This window comes from Gallibacterium genomosp. 3 (assembly GCF_001678475.1).
In the GTDB taxonomy this organism is placed as follows: Bacteria; Pseudomonadota; Gammaproteobacteria; order Enterobacterales; family Pasteurellaceae; genus Gallibacterium; species Gallibacterium faecale.
Genome location: NZ_JTJR01000015.1, coordinates 49,478 through 70,214 on the forward strand (window position 1 = coordinate 49,478; position 20,737 = coordinate 70,214).

16 protein-coding genes and 4 tRNA genes are annotated in these 20,737 nt (G+C 37.5%); 11 read left to right on the forward strand and 9 right to left on the reverse strand.

Translation table 11 applies throughout. The features are described 5' to 3' along the window. Positions 1 to 27: 27 nt before the first annotated feature. The 5 genes from ybaK to QV06_RS04285 all read left to right on the forward strand — a co-directional run bounded on the left by ybaK (position 28) and on the right by QV06_RS04285 (position 1,047). Entirely contained in the window at positions 28 to 504 is a 477-nt protein-coding gene (gene ybaK, locus QV06_RS04265) for a Cys-tRNA(Pro)/Cys-tRNA(Cys) deacylase YbaK (protein ID WP_065237087.1), read from the forward strand. Between the two features lie 171 nt (positions 505 to 675). Continuing rightward, positions 676 to 751, forward strand: a tRNA-Lys gene (locus QV06_RS04270). A 23-nt stretch (positions 752 to 774) separates the two neighbouring features. Next, positions 775 to 850, forward strand: a tRNA-Lys gene (locus QV06_RS04275). Between the two features lie 22 nt (positions 851 to 872). Then, positions 873 to 948: transfer RNA gene (locus QV06_RS04280), tRNA-Lys, on the forward strand. 23 nt (positions 949 to 971) lie between these two features. Next, positions 972 to 1,047, forward strand: a tRNA-Lys gene (locus tag QV06_RS04285). Between the two features lie 241 nt (positions 1,048 to 1,288). Here QV06_RS04285 and ilvA read toward each other — a convergent pair. From ilvA to ilvG, 4 genes are all read right to left on the reverse strand, one after another. Continuing rightward, positions 1,289 to 2,833 (reverse strand): threonine ammonia-lyase, biosynthetic, encoded by a 1,545-nt coding sequence (gene ilvA, locus QV06_RS04290; protein ID WP_065237104.1) that lies wholly within the window; start codon positions 2,831 to 2,833, stop codon positions 1,289 to 1,291. A gap of 17 nt (positions 2,834 to 2,850) precedes the next feature. Further along, positions 2,851 to 4,686 carry a dihydroxy-acid dehydratase gene (ilvD, locus tag QV06_RS04295; RefSeq protein WP_065237088.1) on the reverse strand — a complete coding sequence of 612 codons (1,836 nt, stop codon included), beginning with the start codon at positions 4,684 to 4,686 and terminating at the stop codon, positions 2,851 to 2,853. Between the two features lie 101 nt (positions 4,687 to 4,787). Beyond that, the gene (ilvM, locus tag QV06_RS04300) at positions 4,788 to 5,015 is read right to left on the reverse strand and encodes an acetolactate synthase 2 small subunit (protein ID WP_065237089.1); all 228 of its coding nucleotides are present in this window, start codon (positions 5,013 to 5,015) and stop codon (positions 4,788 to 4,790) included. 1 nt (position 5,016) lies between these two features. After that, positions 5,017 to 6,672: an acetolactate synthase 2 catalytic subunit gene (ilvG, locus tag QV06_RS04305; protein ID WP_065237090.1), complete on the reverse strand. Its 1,656-nt coding sequence runs from the start codon at positions 6,670 to 6,672 to the stop codon at positions 5,017 to 5,019. Positions 6,673 to 7,027: 355 nt separating this feature from the next. Here ilvG and QV06_RS04310 point away from each other — a divergent pair, with 355 nt between their 5' ends. Both QV06_RS04310 and QV06_RS04315 read left to right on the forward strand, forming a co-directional pair. Beyond that, positions 7,028 to 7,849, forward strand: a complete 822-nt coding sequence (locus QV06_RS04310) for a Cof-type HAD-IIB family hydrolase (protein ID WP_065237091.1) — start codon at positions 7,028 to 7,030, stop codon at positions 7,847 to 7,849. 11 nt (positions 7,850 to 7,860) lie between these two features. After that, on the forward strand, positions 7,861 to 8,244 hold the full coding sequence (locus tag QV06_RS04315; protein WP_065237092.1) for a fluoride efflux transporter CrcB: 384 nt from the start codon (positions 7,861 to 7,863) through the stop codon (positions 8,242 to 8,244). Here the strand turns inward: QV06_RS04315 and folA are convergent. From folA to glpA, 5 genes are all read right to left on the reverse strand, one after another. Beyond that, positions 8,224 to 8,712 carry a type 3 dihydrofolate reductase gene (folA, locus tag QV06_RS04320; protein WP_065237093.1) on the reverse strand — a complete coding sequence of 163 codons (489 nt, stop codon included), beginning with the start codon at positions 8,710 to 8,712 and terminating at the stop codon, positions 8,224 to 8,226. The two genes, QV06_RS04315 and folA, sit on opposite strands and share 21 nt — an antisense overlap. Positions 8,713 to 8,720: 8 nt before the next feature. Next, positions 8,721 to 9,872, reverse strand: coding sequence for a prephenate dehydratase (gene pheA / locus QV06_RS04325; RefSeq protein WP_065237094.1), 1,152 nt, complete (start codon positions 9,870 to 9,872; stop codon positions 8,721 to 8,723). A 96-nt stretch (positions 9,873 to 9,968) separates the two neighbouring features. After that, on the reverse strand, positions 9,969 to 11,234 hold the full coding sequence (gene glpC, locus QV06_RS04330) for an anaerobic glycerol-3-phosphate dehydrogenase subunit GlpC (protein ID WP_065237095.1): 1,266 nt from the start codon (positions 11,232 to 11,234) through the stop codon (positions 9,969 to 9,971). Further along, entirely contained in the window at positions 11,231 to 12,508 is a 1,278-nt protein-coding gene (gene glpB / locus QV06_RS04335) for a glycerol-3-phosphate dehydrogenase subunit GlpB (protein WP_065237096.1), read from the reverse strand. Before glpB ends, glpC begins: the two co-directional genes overlap by 4 nt. Then, positions 12,498 to 14,171 (reverse strand): anaerobic glycerol-3-phosphate dehydrogenase subunit A, encoded by a 1,674-nt coding sequence (gene glpA, locus QV06_RS04340; RefSeq protein WP_065237097.1) that lies wholly within the window; start codon positions 14,169 to 14,171, stop codon positions 12,498 to 12,500. Before glpA ends, glpB begins: the two co-directional genes overlap by 11 nt. Positions 14,172 to 14,730: 559 nt before the next feature. Between glpA and pnp the strand changes: the two genes are divergently transcribed. The 4 genes from pnp (at position 14,731) to QV06_RS04360 (ending at position 20,671) form a co-directional block, all read left to right on the forward strand. After that, positions 14,731 to 16,884 carry a polyribonucleotide nucleotidyltransferase gene (gene pnp / locus QV06_RS04345; RefSeq protein WP_065237098.1) on the forward strand — a complete coding sequence of 718 codons (2,154 nt, stop codon included), beginning with the start codon at positions 14,731 to 14,733 and terminating at the stop codon, positions 16,882 to 16,884. Between the two features lie 86 nt (positions 16,885 to 16,970). Next, on the forward strand, positions 16,971 to 17,891 hold the full coding sequence (gene nlpI / locus QV06_RS04350; protein WP_065237099.1) for a lipoprotein NlpI: 921 nt from the start codon (positions 16,971 to 16,973) through the stop codon (positions 17,889 to 17,891). Between the two features lie 44 nt (positions 17,892 to 17,935). Further along, positions 17,936 to 19,717 (forward strand): DEAD/DEAH box helicase, encoded by a 1,782-nt coding sequence (locus tag QV06_RS04355; RefSeq protein WP_065237100.1) that lies wholly within the window; start codon positions 17,936 to 17,938, stop codon positions 19,715 to 19,717. Between the two features lie 60 nt (positions 19,718 to 19,777). Beyond that, positions 19,778 to 20,671 carry a hypothetical protein gene (locus QV06_RS04360; RefSeq protein WP_065237101.1) on the forward strand — a complete coding sequence of 298 codons (894 nt, stop codon included), beginning with the start codon at positions 19,778 to 19,780 and terminating at the stop codon, positions 20,669 to 20,671. Positions 20,672 to 20,737: the final 66 nt, after the last annotated feature.

Consider the following 20,737-nt stretch of genomic DNA (forward strand, 5'->3'; position numbering starts at 1 on the left):
TTAACTTTTAACTCGGGAATGTTTTCCATGACTCCAGCGATTAACCTACTCAAAAAACAAAAAATTTCATTTCAAATTCATCAATATGATCATGATCCGAATAACACTAATTTTGGTAAAGAAGCTGTAGAAAAACTCAATCTTTCCCCATTACAGACCTACAAAACATTATTAGTCACTGCTAATGGTGATGATAAACATCTTGCTGTTATGGTTGTACCTGTTGCATACAGCCTTAATTTAAAAAAGACCGCAAAAGCATTAGGTGTAAAAAAGATCGATCTTGCAGATAAACATCTAGCCGAGAAAGTGACAGGTTACTTAGTTGGTGGAATTAGCCCTTTAGGTCAGAAAAAACGCCTACCTACGATTATTTCTAAAACAGCTGAAGATTTTAGTACGATCTTCATTTCCGGCGGTAAAAGAGGTATTGATATTGAGTTAAATCCACAAGATCTTGCAAAACTTACACAAGCAAATTTCGCAGATATTAATGAAGAATAATTAACAAATAGGATAAACTTTTTGAATTTTCATTATCTATTGAATGTCATTAGGTTATTTTTCAGGCAAACTGGTTTTGATTAAACCAAACAGCAAAAAATCTAAAAATTTTTATTGATTAGTTCCTGAAAATCAGTATTATAAGCACCCGTTGCAATGTGGTAACACTTTGGGTCGTTAGCTCAGTCGGTAGAGCAGCGGACTTTTAATCCGTTGGTCGAAGGTTCGAATCCTTCACGACCCACCATTTATTCCATATTCCACCCTTTAGGGTCGTTAGCTCAGTCGGTAGAGCAGCGGACTTTTAATCCGTTGGTCGAAGGTTCGAATCCTTCACGGCCCACCACTTAACACTTATTTATTTAAGTGGGTTATTAGCTCAGTTGGTAGAGCAGCGGACTCTTAATCCGTCGGTCGAAGGTTCGAGCCCTTCATGACCCACCACTATATTACTAACTCACGTCCTAGGGTCGTTAGCTCAGTCGGTAGAGCAGCGGACTTTTAATCCGTTGGTCGAAGGTTCGAATCCTTCACGACCCACCATTAATTAATCCTAGAATTAAATATATTATTTCAATAATCCTCCTATTCTTTACTAAGTTTCTTTCACATATTTTATCTTGTATTGTCTAATGCTTATCGGGCATATAGGAAAGCACCATAAGACAAAATGGTCGCTAAAAAGTGGTTTAAATACTTATAGTAAAAGACTTTAAGCCGCTTTTTTGAAAAATAAAAAACACTCTAACTATTTAGCTAGAGTGTCCTTCATTAATTGCTATGATCAGCTCAAGAAATACCGATACGCTTTACTATCTGTTACATCTTGACACACATAACCAAGTTGACTGAGATGCTGTTTAAAATCAGCGAAGTCATCATTGTCAAATTGAAATCCTGCTAGAATATTGCCATAATCTGCACCATGTGCACGATAATGGAATAATGAGATATTCCAATGTGTGCCTAATGTTTCCAGAAATTTCAATAATGCGCCTTTTTGCTCAGGAAACTCAAAACTGTATAAACGCTCTATTTTCTGGCTATTCGGACGACCACCAATCATATAACGAATATGGGTTTTCGCTACATCATCATCGGTCATATCTTCAACATAGAAACCTGCTTGACTCAAATCATTAATAATTTCAGCTTTCTCAGCTTCATTAATGGTTCGCACCCCAACGAAAATACAAGCTTTTTCTTCATCCGCATAACGGTAGTTAAATTCTGTAACGGCACGATTACCTAATAAATGACAGAATGTTAAGAAACTCCCTTTCTGCTCAGGGATTGTCACAGCTAACAATGCTTCACGGTTTTCCCCGATTTCGCAACGTTCAGATACATAACGAAGAGTATGAAAGTTTAAATTGGCGCCAGATAAAATTGCTGCTAAATTTTCATTTTTTAATTGATGCTGACGAACATATTTTTTCAAACCAGCTAGCGATAATGCACCCGATGGCTCAGCAATAGCACGCACATCTTCAAACAGATCCTTCATTGCTGCACAGACTTCATCGCTATCCACTATTACTACATCATCCAAATATTGTTGGCATAAACGGAAAGTTTCATCACCAATACGTTTTACCGCCACACCATCAGCAAATAAACCGACTCGATCTAAATCAACGGGATGTTTCGCTTGCAATGCCGCATATAAACAAGCCGAATCTTTCGATTCTACGCCAATCACTTTAATTTCTGGCATCATTTGTTTAATGAGTACAGCAACGCCCGCAGCCATCCCACCACCACCAACAGGCACAAAAATCCAATCAATATCCGAATTTTGCTGTAACATTTCCATTGCTAATGTTCCTTGCCCTGCAATCACTAATGGGTGATCAAACGGTGGAATAAAGGTCATTTTTTTACTTTGAGAAAGTTCTATTGCTTTTGCTTTCGCTTCATCAAAGTTTGCTCCATATAACAACACTTCTCCCCCAAAACCACGCACTGAATCAACCTTAATACTTGGCGTATTTTGTGGCATCACAATTAAGGCTTTTAGACCTAATAATTTTGCTGATAAGGCTACGCCTTGTGCATGGTTACCAGCAGAAGCGGCAATTACACCTGCCGCTCGCTGTTCTGGAGTTAATGTTGATAACATGGCATAAGCACCACGCAATTTAAAACTGTGTACAGGCTGGCGATCTTCTCGTTTGATAAAAATTTGATTATCTAGACGATTAGATAATTTCTCCATCTTTTGTAATGGAGTCACCTGTGCGGCTTCATAAACTTTTGAACCAAGCTTAACAATTGCTTTTAAATATTGAGAACCGCTTGGTTGTACTGTGGTGAGTAATGCTTGCATATCCATATTATTACCACTTATAGTTTGCTACGGTCACGTACCGCACCTTTATCTGCACTGGTTGCTAAAGACGCATAAGCTTTTAACGCAAAGGAAACATGACGTTGACGATCTTTTGGTTTCCAACCTTGTTGTTCGCTTTCAGCACGACGTTTACTTAATTCAGCATCATCAACTAAAAGTTCAATCTTACGTTGTGGAATATCGATCGCAATGAGATCGCCATCTTCTACAAGTCCAATCGTACCACCATTTGCAGCTTCTGGAGAAACGTGACCAATAGACAATCCAGACGTACCGCCTGAGAAACGTCCATCTGTCAATAATGCACAAGCTTTACCTAAGCCCATTGATTTCAAATAGCTTGTTGGATAAAGCATTTCTTGCATACCTGGACCACCTTTTGGTCCTTCATAGCGAATAACTACCACATCTCCCGCCACAACTTTACCGCCTAAAATGGCCTCTACCGCTGCTTCTTGGCTTTCATAAACTTTAGCTGGGCCTTTAAATACTAAGATACTTTCATCTACTCCCGCAGTTTTCACAATACAGCCATTCTCTGCCAAATTACCGCTAAGCATTGCTAAACCGCCATCTTGACTATAGGCATGAGCTTTATCACGAATACAGCCTTGTTCACGATCATCATCTAATGTATCCCAACGACAAGCTTGCGAGAACGCTTCTGTGGTACGAATTCCAGCTGGACCTGCACGGTAGAATGTTTTAACGGCATCACTCACATCTCGTTTCACATCATATTGATTTAACTGTTGTTCTAATGTTAAACCTAATACGGTATGTGTTTGATTATTTAATAAATGTGCGCGATCCAATTCTCCTAAAATACCCATTACCCCACCAGCACGGTGTACATCTTCCATATGATATTTGTTGGTATTTGGTGCTACTTTACATAAGCATGGTACGACACGAGAAAGTCGATCAATATCTGCCATAGTAAAATCCACTTCAGCTTCTTGTGCAGCCGCTAATAAGTGCAATACTGTATTTGTTGATCCCCCCATCGCAATATCTAGACTCATTGCATTATTAAATGCATCTTTAGTCGCAATTGAACGAGGTAATACTGAGCTATCATCTTGCTCATAATAACGACGGCAAAGCTCCATAATTTGTGAACCCGCTTGTAAGAAAAGTTGCTTACGATCTGCGTGTGTTGCTAAACAAGAGCCATTCCCCGGCAAACTTAATCCTAATGCTTCTGTTAAACAGTTCATTGAATTTGCAGTAAACATTCCTGAACATGAACCACAAGTTGGGCAAGCTGATCGTTCAATAATTTCACTATCCTGATCGGACACTTCTGGATTTGCACCTTGAATCATTGCATCAACTAAATCCAAACGAATAAGTTGGTCTGATAATTTAGTTTTCCCCGCTTCCATTGGGCCGCCAGAAACAAAGATAGTCGGGATATTAAGGCGTAATGCCGCCATTAACATTCCCGGAGTGATCTTATCACAGTTAGAAATACAAACCATTGCATCCGCACAGTGGGCATTTACCATATACTCTACTGAGTCCGCAATTAATTCACGTGATGGTAAAGAATACAACATTCCACCATGTCCCATTGCAATTCCATCATCTACTGCAATTGTATTAAACTCTTTCGCTATTCCACCTGATGCTTCAATTTGCTTTGCAACTAGCTGCCCTAAATCTTTTAGATGCACATGCCCAGGCACAAATTGTGTAAATGAATTAACAACAGCAATAATTGGTTTACCGAAGTCAGTGTCTTTTACTCCTGTGGCACGCCATAAGGCTCTTGCGCCAGCCATATTGCGACCTTGTGTACTGGTCGCTGAACGTAATTTAGGCATAATCTCTCCAATCTATAATTTGTTTTCTTTTAACACGATAAAATGTTCGACTAAGCGAATCATTGACTCTTTTCGCTCTGGCAGACTTTCTGCCACTACATTTACTCCAATACTGTAACATCCGTTACGCCATATAACTTCACTAATTGGTTAGTTAATAAAGATAGCTCTCTTTCACTACAAAGCGACATCGTTAAGCTTAATTGTTGGTTTTCTAATTGACTTGTTAGCGTTGTTACAACAAAACCACGATGTCTTACAACCCGTAAAATTCTTTCTAATGTTTCTGGGCGCCATTCCGCTTGCACACTAATTTGATAACTCTTCATGTTACACCCCAATATCCTCTAACATCTCATCATTCCTTGCACCAGGTGGAACCAATGGCCATACATTTTCATCTTCATGAATACAAACATGTAATAAGTAAGGTCCTTTGGCATTTAGCAAACGATCTAATGCTCCATCTACCTCACTACCTTTTTCAATACGCTCTCCTGGAATATCGAAGGCTTTTGCTAACATAAGAAAATCTGGGTTATCATCTAAAATTGTTTCACTATGGCGACCGCGGAAGAATAAGGTTTGCCATTGACGCACCATTCCTAAACGTTGATTATCTAACAGTAAAATTTTAACTGGTAATTGCCCACGTTTAATTGATCCTAACTCTTGGATATTCATCATAAATGAACCATCTCCAGTAATCAGGATAACAGGATCTTCTGGTCTGGCTTTCTGTGCACCAATTGCAGCAGGTAAACCAAATCCCATTGAACCAAAACCTGCAGAAGTGATGTAGTTTTTTGGATCAAAATGCTGCATATGCTGTGCTGACCACATTTGGTGTTGTCCAACATCAGTAGAAATCACGCTATTTTTAGTACGTTTTTTCGATAAGGTATGTAATAACCACCACGGATTAATATTGGTATCACCACTATTTTCCGCATAACGGAAATCGTAACTGTGTTTTAAACGTTTCACATCATTACGCCAATCATCAATCGCTAATGGCATTGCCAACGCTTGTAACACTTGTTTCATATCACCCATAATCGCAACATCTGCACGGCGTAATTTATTAATTTCTGCAACATCAATATCAACATGGATTACTTTTGCTGATGTAGCAAAACTGTCTAATTTTCCCGTTACTCGGTCGTCAAAACGTGCACCAAACACTAACAATAAGTCACTTTCTTGTGCTGCATAGTTGGCTGCTTTTGTGCCATGCATACCGATCATGCCCATATAATATGGATTATCTACCGGTAAGGAACCTAATCCTTTAATCGTCGAAAAGCTTGGTATCTGTGTTATTTGCACAAATTGGCGGAGTTCTTCCACTGCATTAGCCATCCCTACACCACCACCGACATAAAGAACTGGGCGTTTCGCTTGTTGTAATAAGGTTTTAGCTTGTTGCAATAATTCGCTATTAACGGTTTGTGGTTTAGGGAGAGGATTAACGAGAGGTTGACTATCAATTTGAGCAAACTGTACATCTTTAGGAACATCAACTAATACTGGACCTGGTCTGCCACTTTGTGCAATTTCAAATGCTTTCGCCATTACTTCTGGGAGTTCATCGATACTTTGCACAATAAAACTATGTTTAGTACAGGCTAATGATAATCCCAACACATCTGCCTCTTGGAAAGCGTCTGTACCAATAAATGGCGAGGCGACTTGTCCAGTGATCGCAACAACAGGTATTGAATCCATCATTGCATCGCCTAATCCTGTTACTAAATTTGTTGCGCCTGGTCCTGAAGTTGCAATACATACACCAACTTTGCCACTTGCGCGAGCATAGCCAATCGCAGCCATTGCTGCACCTTGTTCGTTACGACAAAGTAAATGATCTAATCCCGAATCATAAATTGCATCATACACTGGCATAATCGCACCGCCAGGATAGCCGAAAATAGTTGTTATTCCGTGTGCTTTTAAACATTCTGTGATAAATCTTGCACCATTCATTTTTATTTCCTTTAAGCTATAAAAAACCCCCGCCTAGTAGTGGCGAGGGTTCATCTGACCTAAAATCTTTTATTGAAAGTTTTATCAGCTTGTACCACTCACCTCGTAGTGCTAATCACCACGAGGTTAATAATAATGCCAATAAAACGAATAGAATTCATAGTTTCAATATCCAATGTGGGTCTAAGTATGTATGTTGTGTGCTTTTGAGCGTCTTTATTGATATCACATTTTTTGAATTAATCAAACATTTTTTTATGAAAAATTTTTAATTTTTCTTTGCCATAAAAAGATACGCCGTTTATCACGATTTTTGCTAACATATACAATTTTTAGGGAACAATTTAGGAACATTATGCGCAGTTTACTTCCTTTTCAACTTGTTGCCTCAGATCTTGATGGCACACTACTCAATGCCCAACATATTGTTAGTGACTTCACGATTGATACATTAAGAAAACTAGAACAAAAACACGTTGATATTGTGTTAGCTACTGGACGAAAACACGAAGATGTTTTCTCTATTGTGAAAAAAATCGGAATTGAAAATATTCAAATTATTACGTCTAACGGCGCCAGAATTCACGATTTGTCAGGCAAACTTCTTTATAAAAATGATTTACCTGTGGATTTGGCGTTAGACATTATGAACACCCCTTTCGACCAGAATAAAATCTTTGTTCACTCTTACCAAGATTCAGGTTGGTTTATCGATCGTGATATTCCACAAATGGCGAAATACCATCAAGATTCTGGTTTTACGTATCAAGTCACTGACTTTCGTCATCATGATGCCTCAGGAACAGAAAAAGTCTTTTTTATTGCCAGAACTCAAGCTGATTTATTGGAGTTAGAACACTATTTACGTAAAACCTATGGTGATCAAACCGAAATTGTCTATGCTTCATTAAATTGCTTAGAAATTATGAATAAACAGGTTTCTAAAGGCAATGCACTTAAAAAAGCATTAGCGGATCGCCACTTCTCAGCAGAACAATGTTTAGCCTTTGGTGATGGAATGAATGATGAAAGTATGTTGGATTTCGTTGGCAAAGGCTGCATTATGGCAAATGCCAATCCAGCGCTTATCAAAGCGTTACCTCACTTAGAAATCATTGGTTACCACGGACACGAAGCTGTGGCGAGTTATTTACGAGCAATCTTTAATTTAATCTAGGCATTACATTTATGTTGTCGATTGTTTATATTTCGATTGGTGCAGCCTTAGGGGCTTGTTCTCGTTGGGGGCTAAGCTTGTTATTAAACCCAATCTTTACAGGTTTTACTTTTGGTACTTTAATTGCAAATTATCTAGGCTGTTTTTTAATTGGTATTGCCAGCGGCGCACTCATCTCCTATCCGATGATTGGTAACGAGTGGCGCCTATTTTTTATTACTGGTTTTCTCGGCAGCTTAACGACTTTTTCTTCTTTTTCTGGCGAGGTAATTAATATTTTTCTAGATCAACAATGGTTAACAGGCGTAGGCGTTATTTGCCTCCATCTGTTTGGTTGTTTAGCTTTTACCTTACTTGGTATTGGCTTATGGCGTCTATTGATGTTGGCGTTCTAAGATTTTAAAACAACAATTATATGGATTTTTTTCATCTGCCAAGTGAGTTTGCATAAAACTCACTTGCCACTCTTGTGAATCAATTACAGGGAAATAAGTATCACCTTCTAATACTGTATCAATTTCCGTTAGATATAAACGATCAGCCCGTACAATCATTTCTGCAAATAATTGCCCACCACCAATAATCATTACCTCAGTTTCATCTTTTACCAGTGCTAATGCTTGTTCTAAACTGGTCACAATCTCTACCCCATTAATTGCTACCGCCGTTCTTGATAACACAATATTTCGACGTTTTGGCAACGCTTTTCCTATCGACTCAAAGGTTTTTCGTCCCATAATCACTGGTTTACCCAAAGTGTTTTGTTTAAACCAAGCTAAATCTGCTGGCAAATGCCATGGCATCTGATTATCTAAACCAATCACTCGATTTTTGGTCATTGCCACAATTAAACTTAATTTCATTTTCGACCTCAAGCTGGCTTCACAATATTACTTGGATAACATCCTAACACTTTGACAAAACTACAATAATTTTGTAATTCTTGTAATGCTTGCTGTGTTGCCTCTTGATGTAAATTGGCTTCAATTTCCACATAGAACATCTCTTCCCATGGTTTACCATAAATCGGTCGAGATTCGAGCTTATTCATAATAATTTGGTGCTTTTTAAATACCAATAATGCATCAACTAACGCCCCAGCCTGCTGCGTAGTGGACATTAACAATAACGTTTTCGCATTCACTTGTGGTGAAACTTCAATTGGTTTCTTACTTAATACAATAAAACGCGTAATATTATTGACTTGATTAGCAATGCCATCTTGTAACACTTGTAATCCATATAATTTCCCGCCCTCAGCATTACCTAAAGCCGCAACATTAGGACGATTAATTTTTGCAACTAACTGCATCGCGTGTGAAGAGCTTTCACAATACTTAACATGGACACCTGGCAATGAATTAATAAATTGACTACATTGCTGAATAACTTGTGGATGGCTATATAAAGTATCAATTTCAGTTAATACCGTTGTTTGTGAAATTAATACACAATGCTGGATCGGATAAGTAAGTTCACCAACAAGATGCAAGTCAGTATGCTGTAATAAATCATACACATCATTAATTGAACCTGATGTCGTATTTTCAATCGGTAATACACCATAATCCGCTTTTTCATGTTCAACTGCATCAAACACTTGTTGGAACGATTCACAGCTTAACTCAATTAACTGCTTTTGTGCTCGCTCTGCATATTTACGTGCGGCTAAATTCGAGTAAGAGCCTAACATCCCTAAAAAGGCAATATGCACTTCATTCTTACGTTGCTGATTTAATTTATTTTGTAAATAGACTTGTTGAGTTAAAACCGAATCTTCAATAATTTTCTGAAATACTTCGGTAATATATTGCGGATTAAGCTGATAATCTTGACTATCTGCATAACGAATCAATGCATCTAATAATTGCTGTTCACGCTCAATATCACGTAACGGCTTTTTAGTAATCTCTTTACTTCTCACCACGTCATAAGCAATTTGATGCCTCTCCGCCAATAACTTTAAAATTTCCCGATCAATTTGCGTAATTTTATAGCGAATCTCTGTTAAATCTAATGTCATAATGCAGTCCATCATTCAGTTATATCAGGGGAATGATTATAAAGAATCCAATAAAAAAAGGCGAGTTACCTCGCCTTAATCACAAAAATAAACTATTTACTCTTTTAATGCCATTGCTAATAACGTTATCGGATGTAAACAAGTACGACTGGTTGACATATCAATTTGCCATTTACAGGTTTCACAATCCGAAATCACATAATCAAAATTTCCCGCTTCAATTTGTTGGAATAAGCCATTTCCAATAGCTTGCGAAGTTTCATAGTTTTCTGATTTGAATCCATACGTTCCTGCAATACCACAACATTGTGAATTTAACATGACTAATTCCAAGTCTGGAATTTTTCTTAATAATTCAATGGTATAAGGTACCCAGCCAGCTTTTTCCATATGGCACGCTGTATGATACGCCACTCGTAATGACAATGGTTTTAGCTGTAACGTTTTCTCACCACTTTCCAATAATTTATAAATATAACGAGTGACTAAATTAATATGTCCTTTTACTTTGCTGTTATCTTTACCAAGAATATGCTCATATTCATCTTTTAAAGTCAACGTACAACTTGAAGATGTTCCCACAATTTCCAGACTTTTTTCAGCTACGACTTTCTCTAATTGTTGAATATTGAACTCTGCTTGACTCATCGCTTTTTGTGGAAAACCATTTACCATCAAAGGCAAACCACAACATTTTTCTTTTTCTAACAAGACAACGCCAATATCCATCGCATTAAAGACTTTAATCAACTCTTTACCTAATTCAGGATTATTATAATTCACATAACAGCCGTGATAATACGCAACTTTATCATGGTATAAACTCTGGCGTTCTGCTGCATTCTTCTTATACCAATTACGGAAACTACCGAATGAATATTTTGGTAAGCTACGGCGTTGATCAACTTTTAGTGTTTTATCTAATAAGAAACGTGTCGCCTTTAAGCCAGTAATCATATTAACAATTGGGGCAAATGGCGTATTCATTGTTCCCATTAAATCGGTGTTACTTAGGATTACATCTCTAAGTTTTTGGATCTTACTTTTCCCTTTGCCTTTACCGTAATGATCTCTTGCTCGAACGATAATATCACCTATTTTCACGCCAGATGGGCAGGCTATTTCGCAACGCTTACAATTAGTACAATATTTAAGCGCCTCATCATAAAGCATTGGATTTTTTAACCGTAAACGTTCTCCATCAGGTCCAGCTTGTTTTGGTCCTGGATAAGCAGGGTTATTACGAGATACAGGGCAAACTGCCGTACACGCTGTACATTTAATACAACTCTCAAACGTTGAATCATGATAAGGTTGTTGATGAGTTTGTTCAGCTTGAGCGATTAATTGTTGTAAATTCATTGCTTGCCTCCCGCTAAAATGTAATCAACGACATTAAACGCTGTGGCAATAGATACCCCTGAACCACAGCCATCATGTAAGCCACTAAAGCCCCCAATCACCGCACCTACTGCAAATAAATTCGGTACAACCTGTCCATCTTTCATCACTTGGCAATGTGCATTAATTTTCACCCCATAATGTTGATAAGGTTGTGCATCAGCAAATCGGTGTTTCGTCCACTGTAAACGTTCGCTATCTGCAATCAAATCTAAGTTAAAGATTGGCTCAATAATTTTTTCAAATTTCGCCACCAATCCATTACTAAAAAAACTGCCTGACGCCAAAATATAGTTTTCTGCACTCAACGGAATTTCTTCATGTAATGCCGTATGGACTTGAACGACCTTACCTTGTACAAAATCACCACGTAATACGGTATCTCCATTCATTAACACACCACCTAAACGCTGAAATTCACGCCGTAATTTATAATATTGACGTAAACCTAGCAAAGAAGGCGGTAATGTAGGTAGCTCAAACAATGCCAATCCTGTTGCTTGTTTTAATTGCATAAAAAAGCTTTCATCGTCTAGACCAAAACAGGCTGGTAAAAAGACTACTTTGGCTATACCCGCAGCTTGCTTAATTTCTTGTACCAACTCATTAAAGTTGAGTTTATGTTCTAATGCTTGCGAAATATTAATACTCCGGAATTCTCTTGCATTGGTACGTAAATGATCTAATTCTGGAATATGTAAAAAAGCGTGCTTAATTTCACAATCTGCAAATTGCGGTAATGTTTTTAAATTGGCTTCTACTAAATGCGGTTGAAAATCATGGAATCCTTCAATCCCTAGAATCATCAACGATTGATAGGGAAATTTTTCTCCTGACATCGGTACTGTCGGTACATGAGTTGGCGACAGCCATGCGGGTTGTAATGATCCCAATGGAGTTACTCGATAATGATTTTGTTTGATATCGCCTACTAAACTAAGTTGTAACTGTTGTGCTAATTGTTGGAAATCATTTGCATAGGCTAAAACATTATCTTTGCCAATCAAACTATAAGGATGATGTTCATTTTGTTCTGCTAATTGTGTTAATCCTGCTTTTAAATCTGTGACTTGTTGCTCAGCACAATAACTTAATAAATCTAATGAACCTGAAGAAAAATCTATCGCACTTTGTCCAGCACTCACAATTGCACAATGCTTGCCTTGTTGTTGTAATTTGATACCACAAAGCAACCCTGCTAATCCGCCACCAATAATAAGAATATCAAAATTCATTTTTATCTGTCCCTTCGTCTGTTGCCTGTGTATTCACTTGTTTTAACCCTAGTAAGCTAAAATAAATCCAGCTACTAAATTCAGCTTCACGAATTGCATCGCCCCACGCAATCGGTTCAATACCTTTCCAACGTTCTTCTAGGAAAGAAGAGATTTGTGTAGTAGAACGTCTTGCTGAAATCACATTAAAACGACTCATTAGCCCAGCTGCTCGACAAGCACACAATTCACCTTGACAAGTTCCCATCCCCACACGAGTACGACGACGTAAATCAACCAAATTATTCACATTCAATTCTTCAACGGCATAACGGACTTCACCCGCAGTGACCATCTCACATTCACACACTAAACTACGATCTAAACGTTGTTCTGCTAATAAACGATCTGCTCTTGCACCATGTCGATAGATTGCAGAAATACGAATTGGATTAGGAATAGATACAATACGTTGATGTGTTTCGGTTGCCGTTTCTTGTGAACCTGGAAGGGGTTGGCTCGCTGTTTTACACACTGCTTGATGATTTAATTTTTTACAAATTAAATCCGTTGCCCATTCTGCCATTAAACGATAAGTCATTAACTTACCACCTGTAATGGTAATAAAACCTTTTAAGCCATCGCGTTCTTCATGATCTAATAACACAATTCCTCGGCTTACATTTCGTCCTGATGGATCATCATCACTAGCAACTAGTGGGCGTACTCCTGCATAAGCACGTAATACCCGAGTATGACGTAAAGCAGGAGCAAGCTTTTCACCTTCGGTAAACAATACGTCCACTTCTTGTGGTGTCACCACCATCTTGTCAATTTGATCATAAGGAATACGATCAGAAGTTGTCCCAATAACACAAATCGTATCACCTGGTACTAAAATATCTGCGTTAGCTGGTTTACGGCAGCGATTAATCACTAAATTATTAATCCGATGTCCCATAATTAATAGCGAACCTTTCGCTGGGAACATTTTGATCTTTAAATCAGCATATTCTGCTATGCCTTGTCCCCAAATCCCACCAGCATTAACGACTAATGTAGCATAAAAACGACCAGTTACTTTGCGTTTATGATCAAACGCTTCGACACCAATAACACGATTCCCCTCGCGCAATAATTTCACCACTTCATGATAGGTTAAAATAGTTGCACCATTCTCTTTCGCATCTAACATATTTGCCGCAGTTAAACGGAACGGATCAACTGTACCATCAGGCACTACCACCGCGCCAATCAAAGATGGATTGACTGAGGGTTCTAATCGTTTTGCTAATTCTGGTTCAATTTGAATCGCTTCAATCCCCGCCTTTTCACAACTCTCAATAAATGTTTTTTGATAAGCCAGATCATCTTCAGGCAATGTAATGAAAAGTCCTTTTGTATCTTCTACACAGTGGCGAGCAATCTGTTTTAAGATCATATTTTCTTTAATGCACTCTTCCGCAGATTCATGATCATTAACAGCATATCTTGCCCCACTATGTAATAATCCGTGATTTCGCCCAGTTGCCCCCGTTGCGATATCACGTCTTTCCAGCAAAATACAACGAAGTCCTCTTAACGCACAATCTCGAGCAATCCCTGCACCTGTCGCCCCACCACCAATAATAATCACATCTGTTTCCCAATGTGGTGTGGTTGAATTTAGCTGCTGATTTGTCATATTTGAAGCCTCCAACACACAATAAAATAGGATAAATTATTCCAATACGAAAATTTAGAGGTATTTTAACCCAAAAAGAAAATAAAAAATCAAAATTTGATTGAAAAAGAACAAATATGCAAGCCAGATCACACTTTTTTATAAATTGGAGAGAAAATAAGGTAGAGTAACGTACAAAAAGAATAAGAAAACTAAATTTTAAGGTAAATAATTCATCTCATTTTTTAAAAATAGATAACTTATTTTTCGTGCTCGCTCAAAACTGTCTTACTAGATTAAAATCGAATAAAAATTGCTCTACCCATTAAGACGTAATCAACATAAAACAATATTTTTCCTTCATACAAAAAACGAGTAAATATAACTTTTATCTAAGAAAATTCTTAAAATTAACTGCCATAAATCTAAAATCACGCTATAATAATGCGCTTTTGTAATACCTCGTTTTGTGTGCGGCTAACAAAAATATTTTTACTACCAAGAATATTTTTGCTAGTCGCAAACGGGTCATTACAAATCAAATCACCTTTATTTTAACTATTTTTATGAGGAAAAAATTGTGACTCCATTTGTGAAACAATTTAAATATGGTCAACATACCGTTACATTAGAAACAGGAGCAATTGCTCGCCAAGCAACCGCTGCTGTAATGGCAAGTATGGATGATACCAGTGTATTCGTGACCGTGGTTGCGAAAAAAGATGTAAAAGAAGGACAAGATTTCTTCCCATTAACTGTAAACTATCAAGAACGTAGCTATGCTGCTGGTCGTATTCCTGGTGGTTTCTTCAAACGTGAAGGTCGCCCTTCAGAAGGTGAAACCTTAATTGCACGTTTAATTGATCGCCCTATTCGTCCACTCTTCCCTGAAGGATTCTTAAATGAAATCCAAATTATTGCTACTGTTGTTTCAGTAAATCCACAAATTAGTCCTGATTTAGTGGCAATGATTGGTGCATCTGCTGCATTATCATTATCTGGTGTGCCATTCAATGGACCAATCGGTGCAGCTCGTGTTGGATTTATTAATGATCAATTTGTATTAAATCCAACCATGTCAGAACAAAAACAAAGCCGTTTAGATTTAGTGGTAGCAGGAACTGACAAAGCCGTATTAATGGTTGAATCAGAAGCAGATATTTTGACTGAAGAGCAAATGTTAGCCGCCGTTGTATTCGGTCATCAACAACAACAAGTTGTAATTGAAGCTATTAAAGAATTTACAGCAGAAGCAGGCAAACCTCGTTGGGATTGGCAAGCACCTGCCAAAAATGAAATACTCATCAACCGTATTAAAGAACTTTCTGAAGCACGCTTAGGCGAAGCTTATCGCATCACTGAGAAACAAGCTCGTTATGAACAAATTGATGCTATTAAAGCAGATGTTTGTGCCACAATTCTTGCTGAAAATAGTGAAGATGAAACCATCACTGAAGGCAAAATTATTGACATTATCCACGAATTAGAAAGCCGTGTAGTACGTAGCCGTATTTTAGCAGGCGAACCACGTATTGATGGTCGTACAGTGGATACTGTGCGTGCATTAGATATTTGCACTGGTGTTTTACCGCGCACTCATGGTTCAGCGATCTTTACCCGTGGTGAAACTCAAGCATTAGCAATTACTACTCTTGGTACAGAAAGAGATGCGCAAATCATTGATGAATTAACGGGTGAAAGAGCCGATCATTTCTTATTCCACTACAATTTCCCTCCATATTCAGTAGGGGAAACTGGTTTAATTGGTTCACCAAAACGTCGTGAGATTGGTCATGGTCGTTTAGCAAAACGTGGTGTTGCAGCTGTAATGCCAACCCTTGCAGAATTCCCTTATGTTGTTCGTGTTGTATCTGAAATTACTGAATCTAATGGTTCATCTTCAATGGCTTCTGTTTGTGGTGCATCATTATCATTAATGGATGCTGGTGTTCCAATCAAAGCTGCTGTGGCTGGTATTGCTATGGGACTTGTAAAAGAAGAAGATAAATTTGTAGTTTTATCTGATATTCTTGGCGATGAAGATCACCTTGGCGATATGGATTTCAAAGTAGCAGGTACACGTACTGGGGTAACTGCATTACAAATGGATATCAAGATTGAAGGTATTACACCAGAAATTATGCAAATCGCATTAAACCAAGCGAAAAGTGCAAGAATGCATATTCTAAATGTGATGGAGCAAGCAATCCAAACACCTCGTGCTGATATTTCTGATTTCGCACCGCGTATTCATACGATGAAAATCGATCCGAAGAAGATTAAAGATGTAATCGGTAAAGGTGGTGCTGTAATTCGTAGTCTTACTGAAGAAACTGGTACCTCAATCGATATCGATGATGATGGTACAGTGAAGATTGCCGCAACCGATAACAACGCAGCGAAAGCAGTAATGGCGAAAATTGAAGATATTGTTGCTGAAGTCGAAGTAAATAAAATTTATCAAGGTAAAGTAACTCGTATCGTCGATTTTGGTGCGTTTGTTAGTGTATTAGGCAATAAAGAAGGATTAGTCCACATTTCACAAATTTCTGAAGAACGTGTAGAAAAAGTCACTGATTATCTACAAGTTGGTCAAGAAGTCACAGTGAAAGTCGTTGAGATTGATCGTCAAGGTCGTATCCGTTTAACAATGAAAGATTTACAACCTACGAATAATAATTCATCTGCTCAAGATGAAGAAAGCGTGATTGAAGAATCTTCCGCGGATGCATAATTAAGCAATGACGAATAACACCGTGATGCCTATCACGGTGTTTTTGCCAGTGATGTTGAGCTTAGTGCTAATTTAAAGGCAGTATCATGTATCAGTTGCAGAAAAGAGTTTGTTCATTTTTATATTTTCCTTTTTTCTCCCTATGGTTATTTATTGCAGGTTGTAGTAGTTCACCATTAAGTGTATTAGGGACAGATTCACAACTTATCTTTTCAGATACCAAACCACAGGAACATCTCGATCAAGAAGTTGTGATTGCCAAACTCAGCCAAGTTTTGCAATTAGAAAAAATGACGAGAGAAGATCGTGCCGCTTTCTATTTTGAACGTGGAGTATTGTACGATAGTCTTAGTCTTTGGACGTTATCTCGTTTCGATTTTTCACAAGCGATTCAGCTCAAACCTAAAATGGCAGATGCTTATAATTACTTAGGGATTTATGCCCTAATTGAAGGGGATTATGATGCTGCTATTGATTATTTCAATGCAGTGTTAACACTCGATCCTCATTATAGTTATGCTTTCTTTAATCGAGGTTTAAGTTTCTACTATTCTAATCGTTATACTGAAGCAGAAGATGACTTTCTTACCTTTTATCAGGAAGAAACCGACAATCCTTATCGGGTATTATGGTTATATTTCAATGAGATAAAACAGAATCCAAATCAAGCACTTGCATTACTTAAACAACGTTCTAGTAAATTATCGAATCAATATTGGGGAACAAATATCGTCCAATATTATCTCGATGAAATCTCACTTACTGAATTACGTGAACGAATGAAACAGTATGCAAATAAATCATCTTCACAATATGCAGAAGTATTAACTGAAACCTATTTCTACTTGGCAAAACAACAATTAATGTTACACAAAAAGCAAGATGCCATCACATTATTTAAGTTGGCGATGGTTAATCAAGTGTATAGCTTTGTAGAATATCGTTTTGCCCTCTTAGAATTATTGCGATTAAGCGAAACAAAAGTTCGACCACAGAGTCAACCATAACAATAACATTTATTAAAAATAATTTTTATACTTTCGGTATTTACATGACAGAACAAACTTTAACTTTTGCAGACCTTGGTCTGCCTAAAACACTTTTATCTGCAATTTCAGATTTAGGATTTATTAATCCGTCCCCAATCCAACAAGCTTGTATTCCTCATCTATTAAATGGTGAGGATGTATTAGGTATGGCACAAACTGGTAGTGGAAAAACTGCTGCTTTTGCCTTACCGCTATTAACCCATATTGAGATAGATAAAAAATATCCACAATTATTAGTGATGGCACCTACACGTGAATTAGCAATCCAAGTTGCTGATGCTTGTGAACAATTTGCCAAAAATTTAAAAGGTATCAACATTGTTACTGTTTACGGCGGACAACGTTATGACATTCAACTTCGTGCTTTAAAGCAAGGTGCCCAAGTCGTAGTTGGTACCCCAGGAAGAATCTTAGATCATATTCGTCGTAAAACATTAGATCTTAGTGCATTAAAAGCGATTGTATTAGATGAAGCCGATGAAATGCTACGTATGGGCTTTATTGAAGATGTAGAAACTGTTATGGCTGAATTACCAGAACAGCATCAAACCGCATTATTTTCTGCAACTATGCCAGAACCTATTCGCCGTATTACGCGTCGTTTTATGCGTAATCCGCAAGAAATCAAAATTCAATCTACCCAACAAACTGCACCAGATATTACTCAATCTTATTGGCTAGTAAATGGTTTCAAAAAGGGTGAAGCATTGATTCGTTTTCTTGAAGTAGAAGAGTTCGATGCGGCAATCATTTTCGCACGAACTAAAAGTGCAACCTTAGAAATCACAGAGTTATTAGAAAGAAATAATTTCCGTTGTGCTGCACTGAATGGTGATATGACACAACAACTACGTGAACAGACCCTCGATAAATTACGTAACGGACGTTTAGATATCTTAGTAGCTACTGATGTTGCTGCGCGTGGTATTGATATTGAACGTATTAGCCTGGTGGTAAATTACGATATTCCGCTTGATCCCGAATCTTATGTTCACCGTATTGGACGTACCGGGCGTGCAGGGCGTGCAGGGCGTGCCTTACTATTTGTTGAACCAAGAGAAAGACGACATTTACGTAATATTGAACGTTTAATGAAGAAAACCGTTGATGAAACTCAAGTACCAAACCATGAACAGTTACAAAATGTTAGACGTGAAAAATTTAGACAAAAAATTACAGCACAACTTGAACATCATGATCTTGAGCTTTATCGCAGCTTACTAGAAGATATTTTTGCAGCAGACCAATCTCAAGAAGATATTGCAGCTGCAATGATGATGCTATTACAAGGTAAACAAAAACTTATTCTACCGCCTGATCCAGAAATTAAACCATTACGCAGAGAAAAAGAGCGCCGTGAAAATCCTCGTTCTGCTGAACACCGTGGTGCAAGAAATAATATGCCAATGGATGTTTATCGTATTGAAGTTGGACGTGCAGATGGAGTTGAAGTAGGACATATTGTAGGCGCTATTGCTAATGAAGGGAATTTAAGCAGTCGTTATATTGGTCATATTAAATTATATGAACATCACGCAACTGTTGAATTACCTATTGAAATGCCGAAAGGATTATTGCAACATTTCCAACGTACTTATGTCGTTGGTAAACCAATGAAAATGTCCTTACTTGAAGCAGCTCAAGTAGAGTTTGAAGATAAAAAACACGCTTCACGCAATAAGAAACAGCGCGATCGTGATAATGATGCCTTTAGCAAAAAATCCTCTCGTTCAGGAAAAGAACGAAAATTTAAAGAGAATCGCAAAAAATTTGCTAATCGTTAACTCTCAATTAGGGCTTGGACTAAAAATACAAGCCCTATTTTACATCTCTAAGGAGAAACTATGCCTACATTAAATAAAGTAACTCAATTAGCCACATCATTACCCACTTACCGTGTTATCGAAATCTCTGGCATAGATAGCCAAACTTTTTTACAGGGGCAATTAACCTGTGATGTTACCAAAATGGCAGATAATAGTTCTACTTTAGCCGCTCATTGTGATCCTAAAGGGAAAATGATCTCATTATTTCGTTTAATTAAATTTTCTGCTCAACAATTTTGGTTTATTTTTGAAGAAAGCTTATTACCAACTGCTTTAGAACAATTAAAAAAATACGCTGTATTTTCAAAAGTCACCTTTAGTGAAAAATCTTTATCTTTATATGCATTTACACCTGATACCTTACCTAACGAATGGCAATATGATGGAGAAATTTACCAAACTGAATCCGATACTTTAGTTCATATTGATGCAGAAGAGCAAAATTACTACATTCTTCTTACCACAAAAACATTGGATTTCACGGCTGATCTAGAAAAATGGAAAGCACTCAATATCATTAATGGACAACCTTTATTTAATGGCAAAGTCCAAGGTGAATTTATTCCTCAAGCATTAAATTTACAGCATTTAGAACAAGCCATCTCTTTTACAAAAGGATGTTATATCGGTCAAGAAACGATTGCTCGGGCAAAATATCGTGGAGCCAATAAACTGGCAATGTTTACCTTATTAAGCCAAGCAAACGAAGATGTTGAAATCGGTTCTAGTGTTGAGATGAAATTAGAAAATGGCTGGCGTCGTACAGGAACAATTATCAACTTTACTCAATATCAACAACATACTTTACTGCAAGTTGTATTAAACAAAGAAATTTCTCCAGACACATTATTTAGACTTGCTGAAAATGGAGCAACCTATCAAGATTTAGCAAATAAATTTGTTGAAGAATAAATACATACTTATAAAAAAAAAGAGATTGATCCTTAAAGATCAATCTCTTTTTTTAGGTATAGTAGA

What these genes read in the sequence shown, in the direction of transcription:
- ilvA (WP_065237104.1), bottom strand. Translation starts at nt 2,833, where the DNA reads ATGCAAGCATTACTCACCACAGTACAACCAAGCGGTTCTCAATATTTA.
- ilvM (WP_065237089.1), bottom strand. Translation starts at nt 5,015, where the DNA reads ATGAAGAGTTATCAAATTAGTGTGCAAGCGGAATGGCGCCCAGAAACA.
- ybaK (WP_065237087.1), top strand. Translation starts at nt 28, where the DNA reads ATGACTCCAGCGATTAACCTACTCAAAAAACAAAAAATTTCATTTCAA.
- ilvD (WP_065237088.1), bottom strand. Translation starts at nt 4,686, where the DNA reads ATGCCTAAATTACGTTCAGCGACCAGTACACAAGGTCGCAATATGGCT.
- glpC (WP_065237095.1), bottom strand. Translation starts at nt 11,234, where the DNA reads ATGAATTTACAACAATTAATCGCTCAAGCTGAACAAACTCATCAACAA.
- nlpI (WP_065237099.1), top strand. Translation starts at nt 16,971, where the DNA reads ATGTATCAGTTGCAGAAAAGAGTTTGTTCATTTTTATATTTTCCTTTT.
- QV06_RS04315 (WP_065237092.1), top strand. Translation starts at nt 7,861, where the DNA reads ATGTTGTCGATTGTTTATATTTCGATTGGTGCAGCCTTAGGGGCTTGT.
- ilvG (WP_065237090.1), bottom strand. Translation starts at nt 6,672, where the DNA reads ATGAATGGTGCAAGATTTATCACAGAATGTTTAAAAGCACACGGAATA.
- QV06_RS04360 (WP_065237101.1), top strand. Translation starts at nt 19,778, where the DNA reads ATGCCTACATTAAATAAAGTAACTCAATTAGCCACATCATTACCCACT.
- folA (WP_065237093.1), bottom strand. Translation starts at nt 8,712, where the DNA reads ATGAAATTAAGTTTAATTGTGGCAATGACCAAAAATCGAGTGATTGGT.
- QV06_RS04310 (WP_065237091.1), top strand. Translation starts at nt 7,028, where the DNA reads ATGCGCAGTTTACTTCCTTTTCAACTTGTTGCCTCAGATCTTGATGGC.
- QV06_RS04355 (WP_065237100.1), top strand. Translation starts at nt 17,936, where the DNA reads ATGACAGAACAAACTTTAACTTTTGCAGACCTTGGTCTGCCTAAAACA.
- glpB (WP_065237096.1), bottom strand. Translation starts at nt 12,508, where the DNA reads ATGAATTTTGATATTCTTATTATTGGTGGCGGATTAGCAGGGTTGCTT.
- glpA (WP_065237097.1), bottom strand. Translation starts at nt 14,171, where the DNA reads ATGACAAATCAGCAGCTAAATTCAACCACACCACATTGGGAAACAGAT.
- pheA (WP_065237094.1), bottom strand. Translation starts at nt 9,872, where the DNA reads ATGACATTAGATTTAACAGAGATTCGCTATAAAATTACGCAAATTGAT.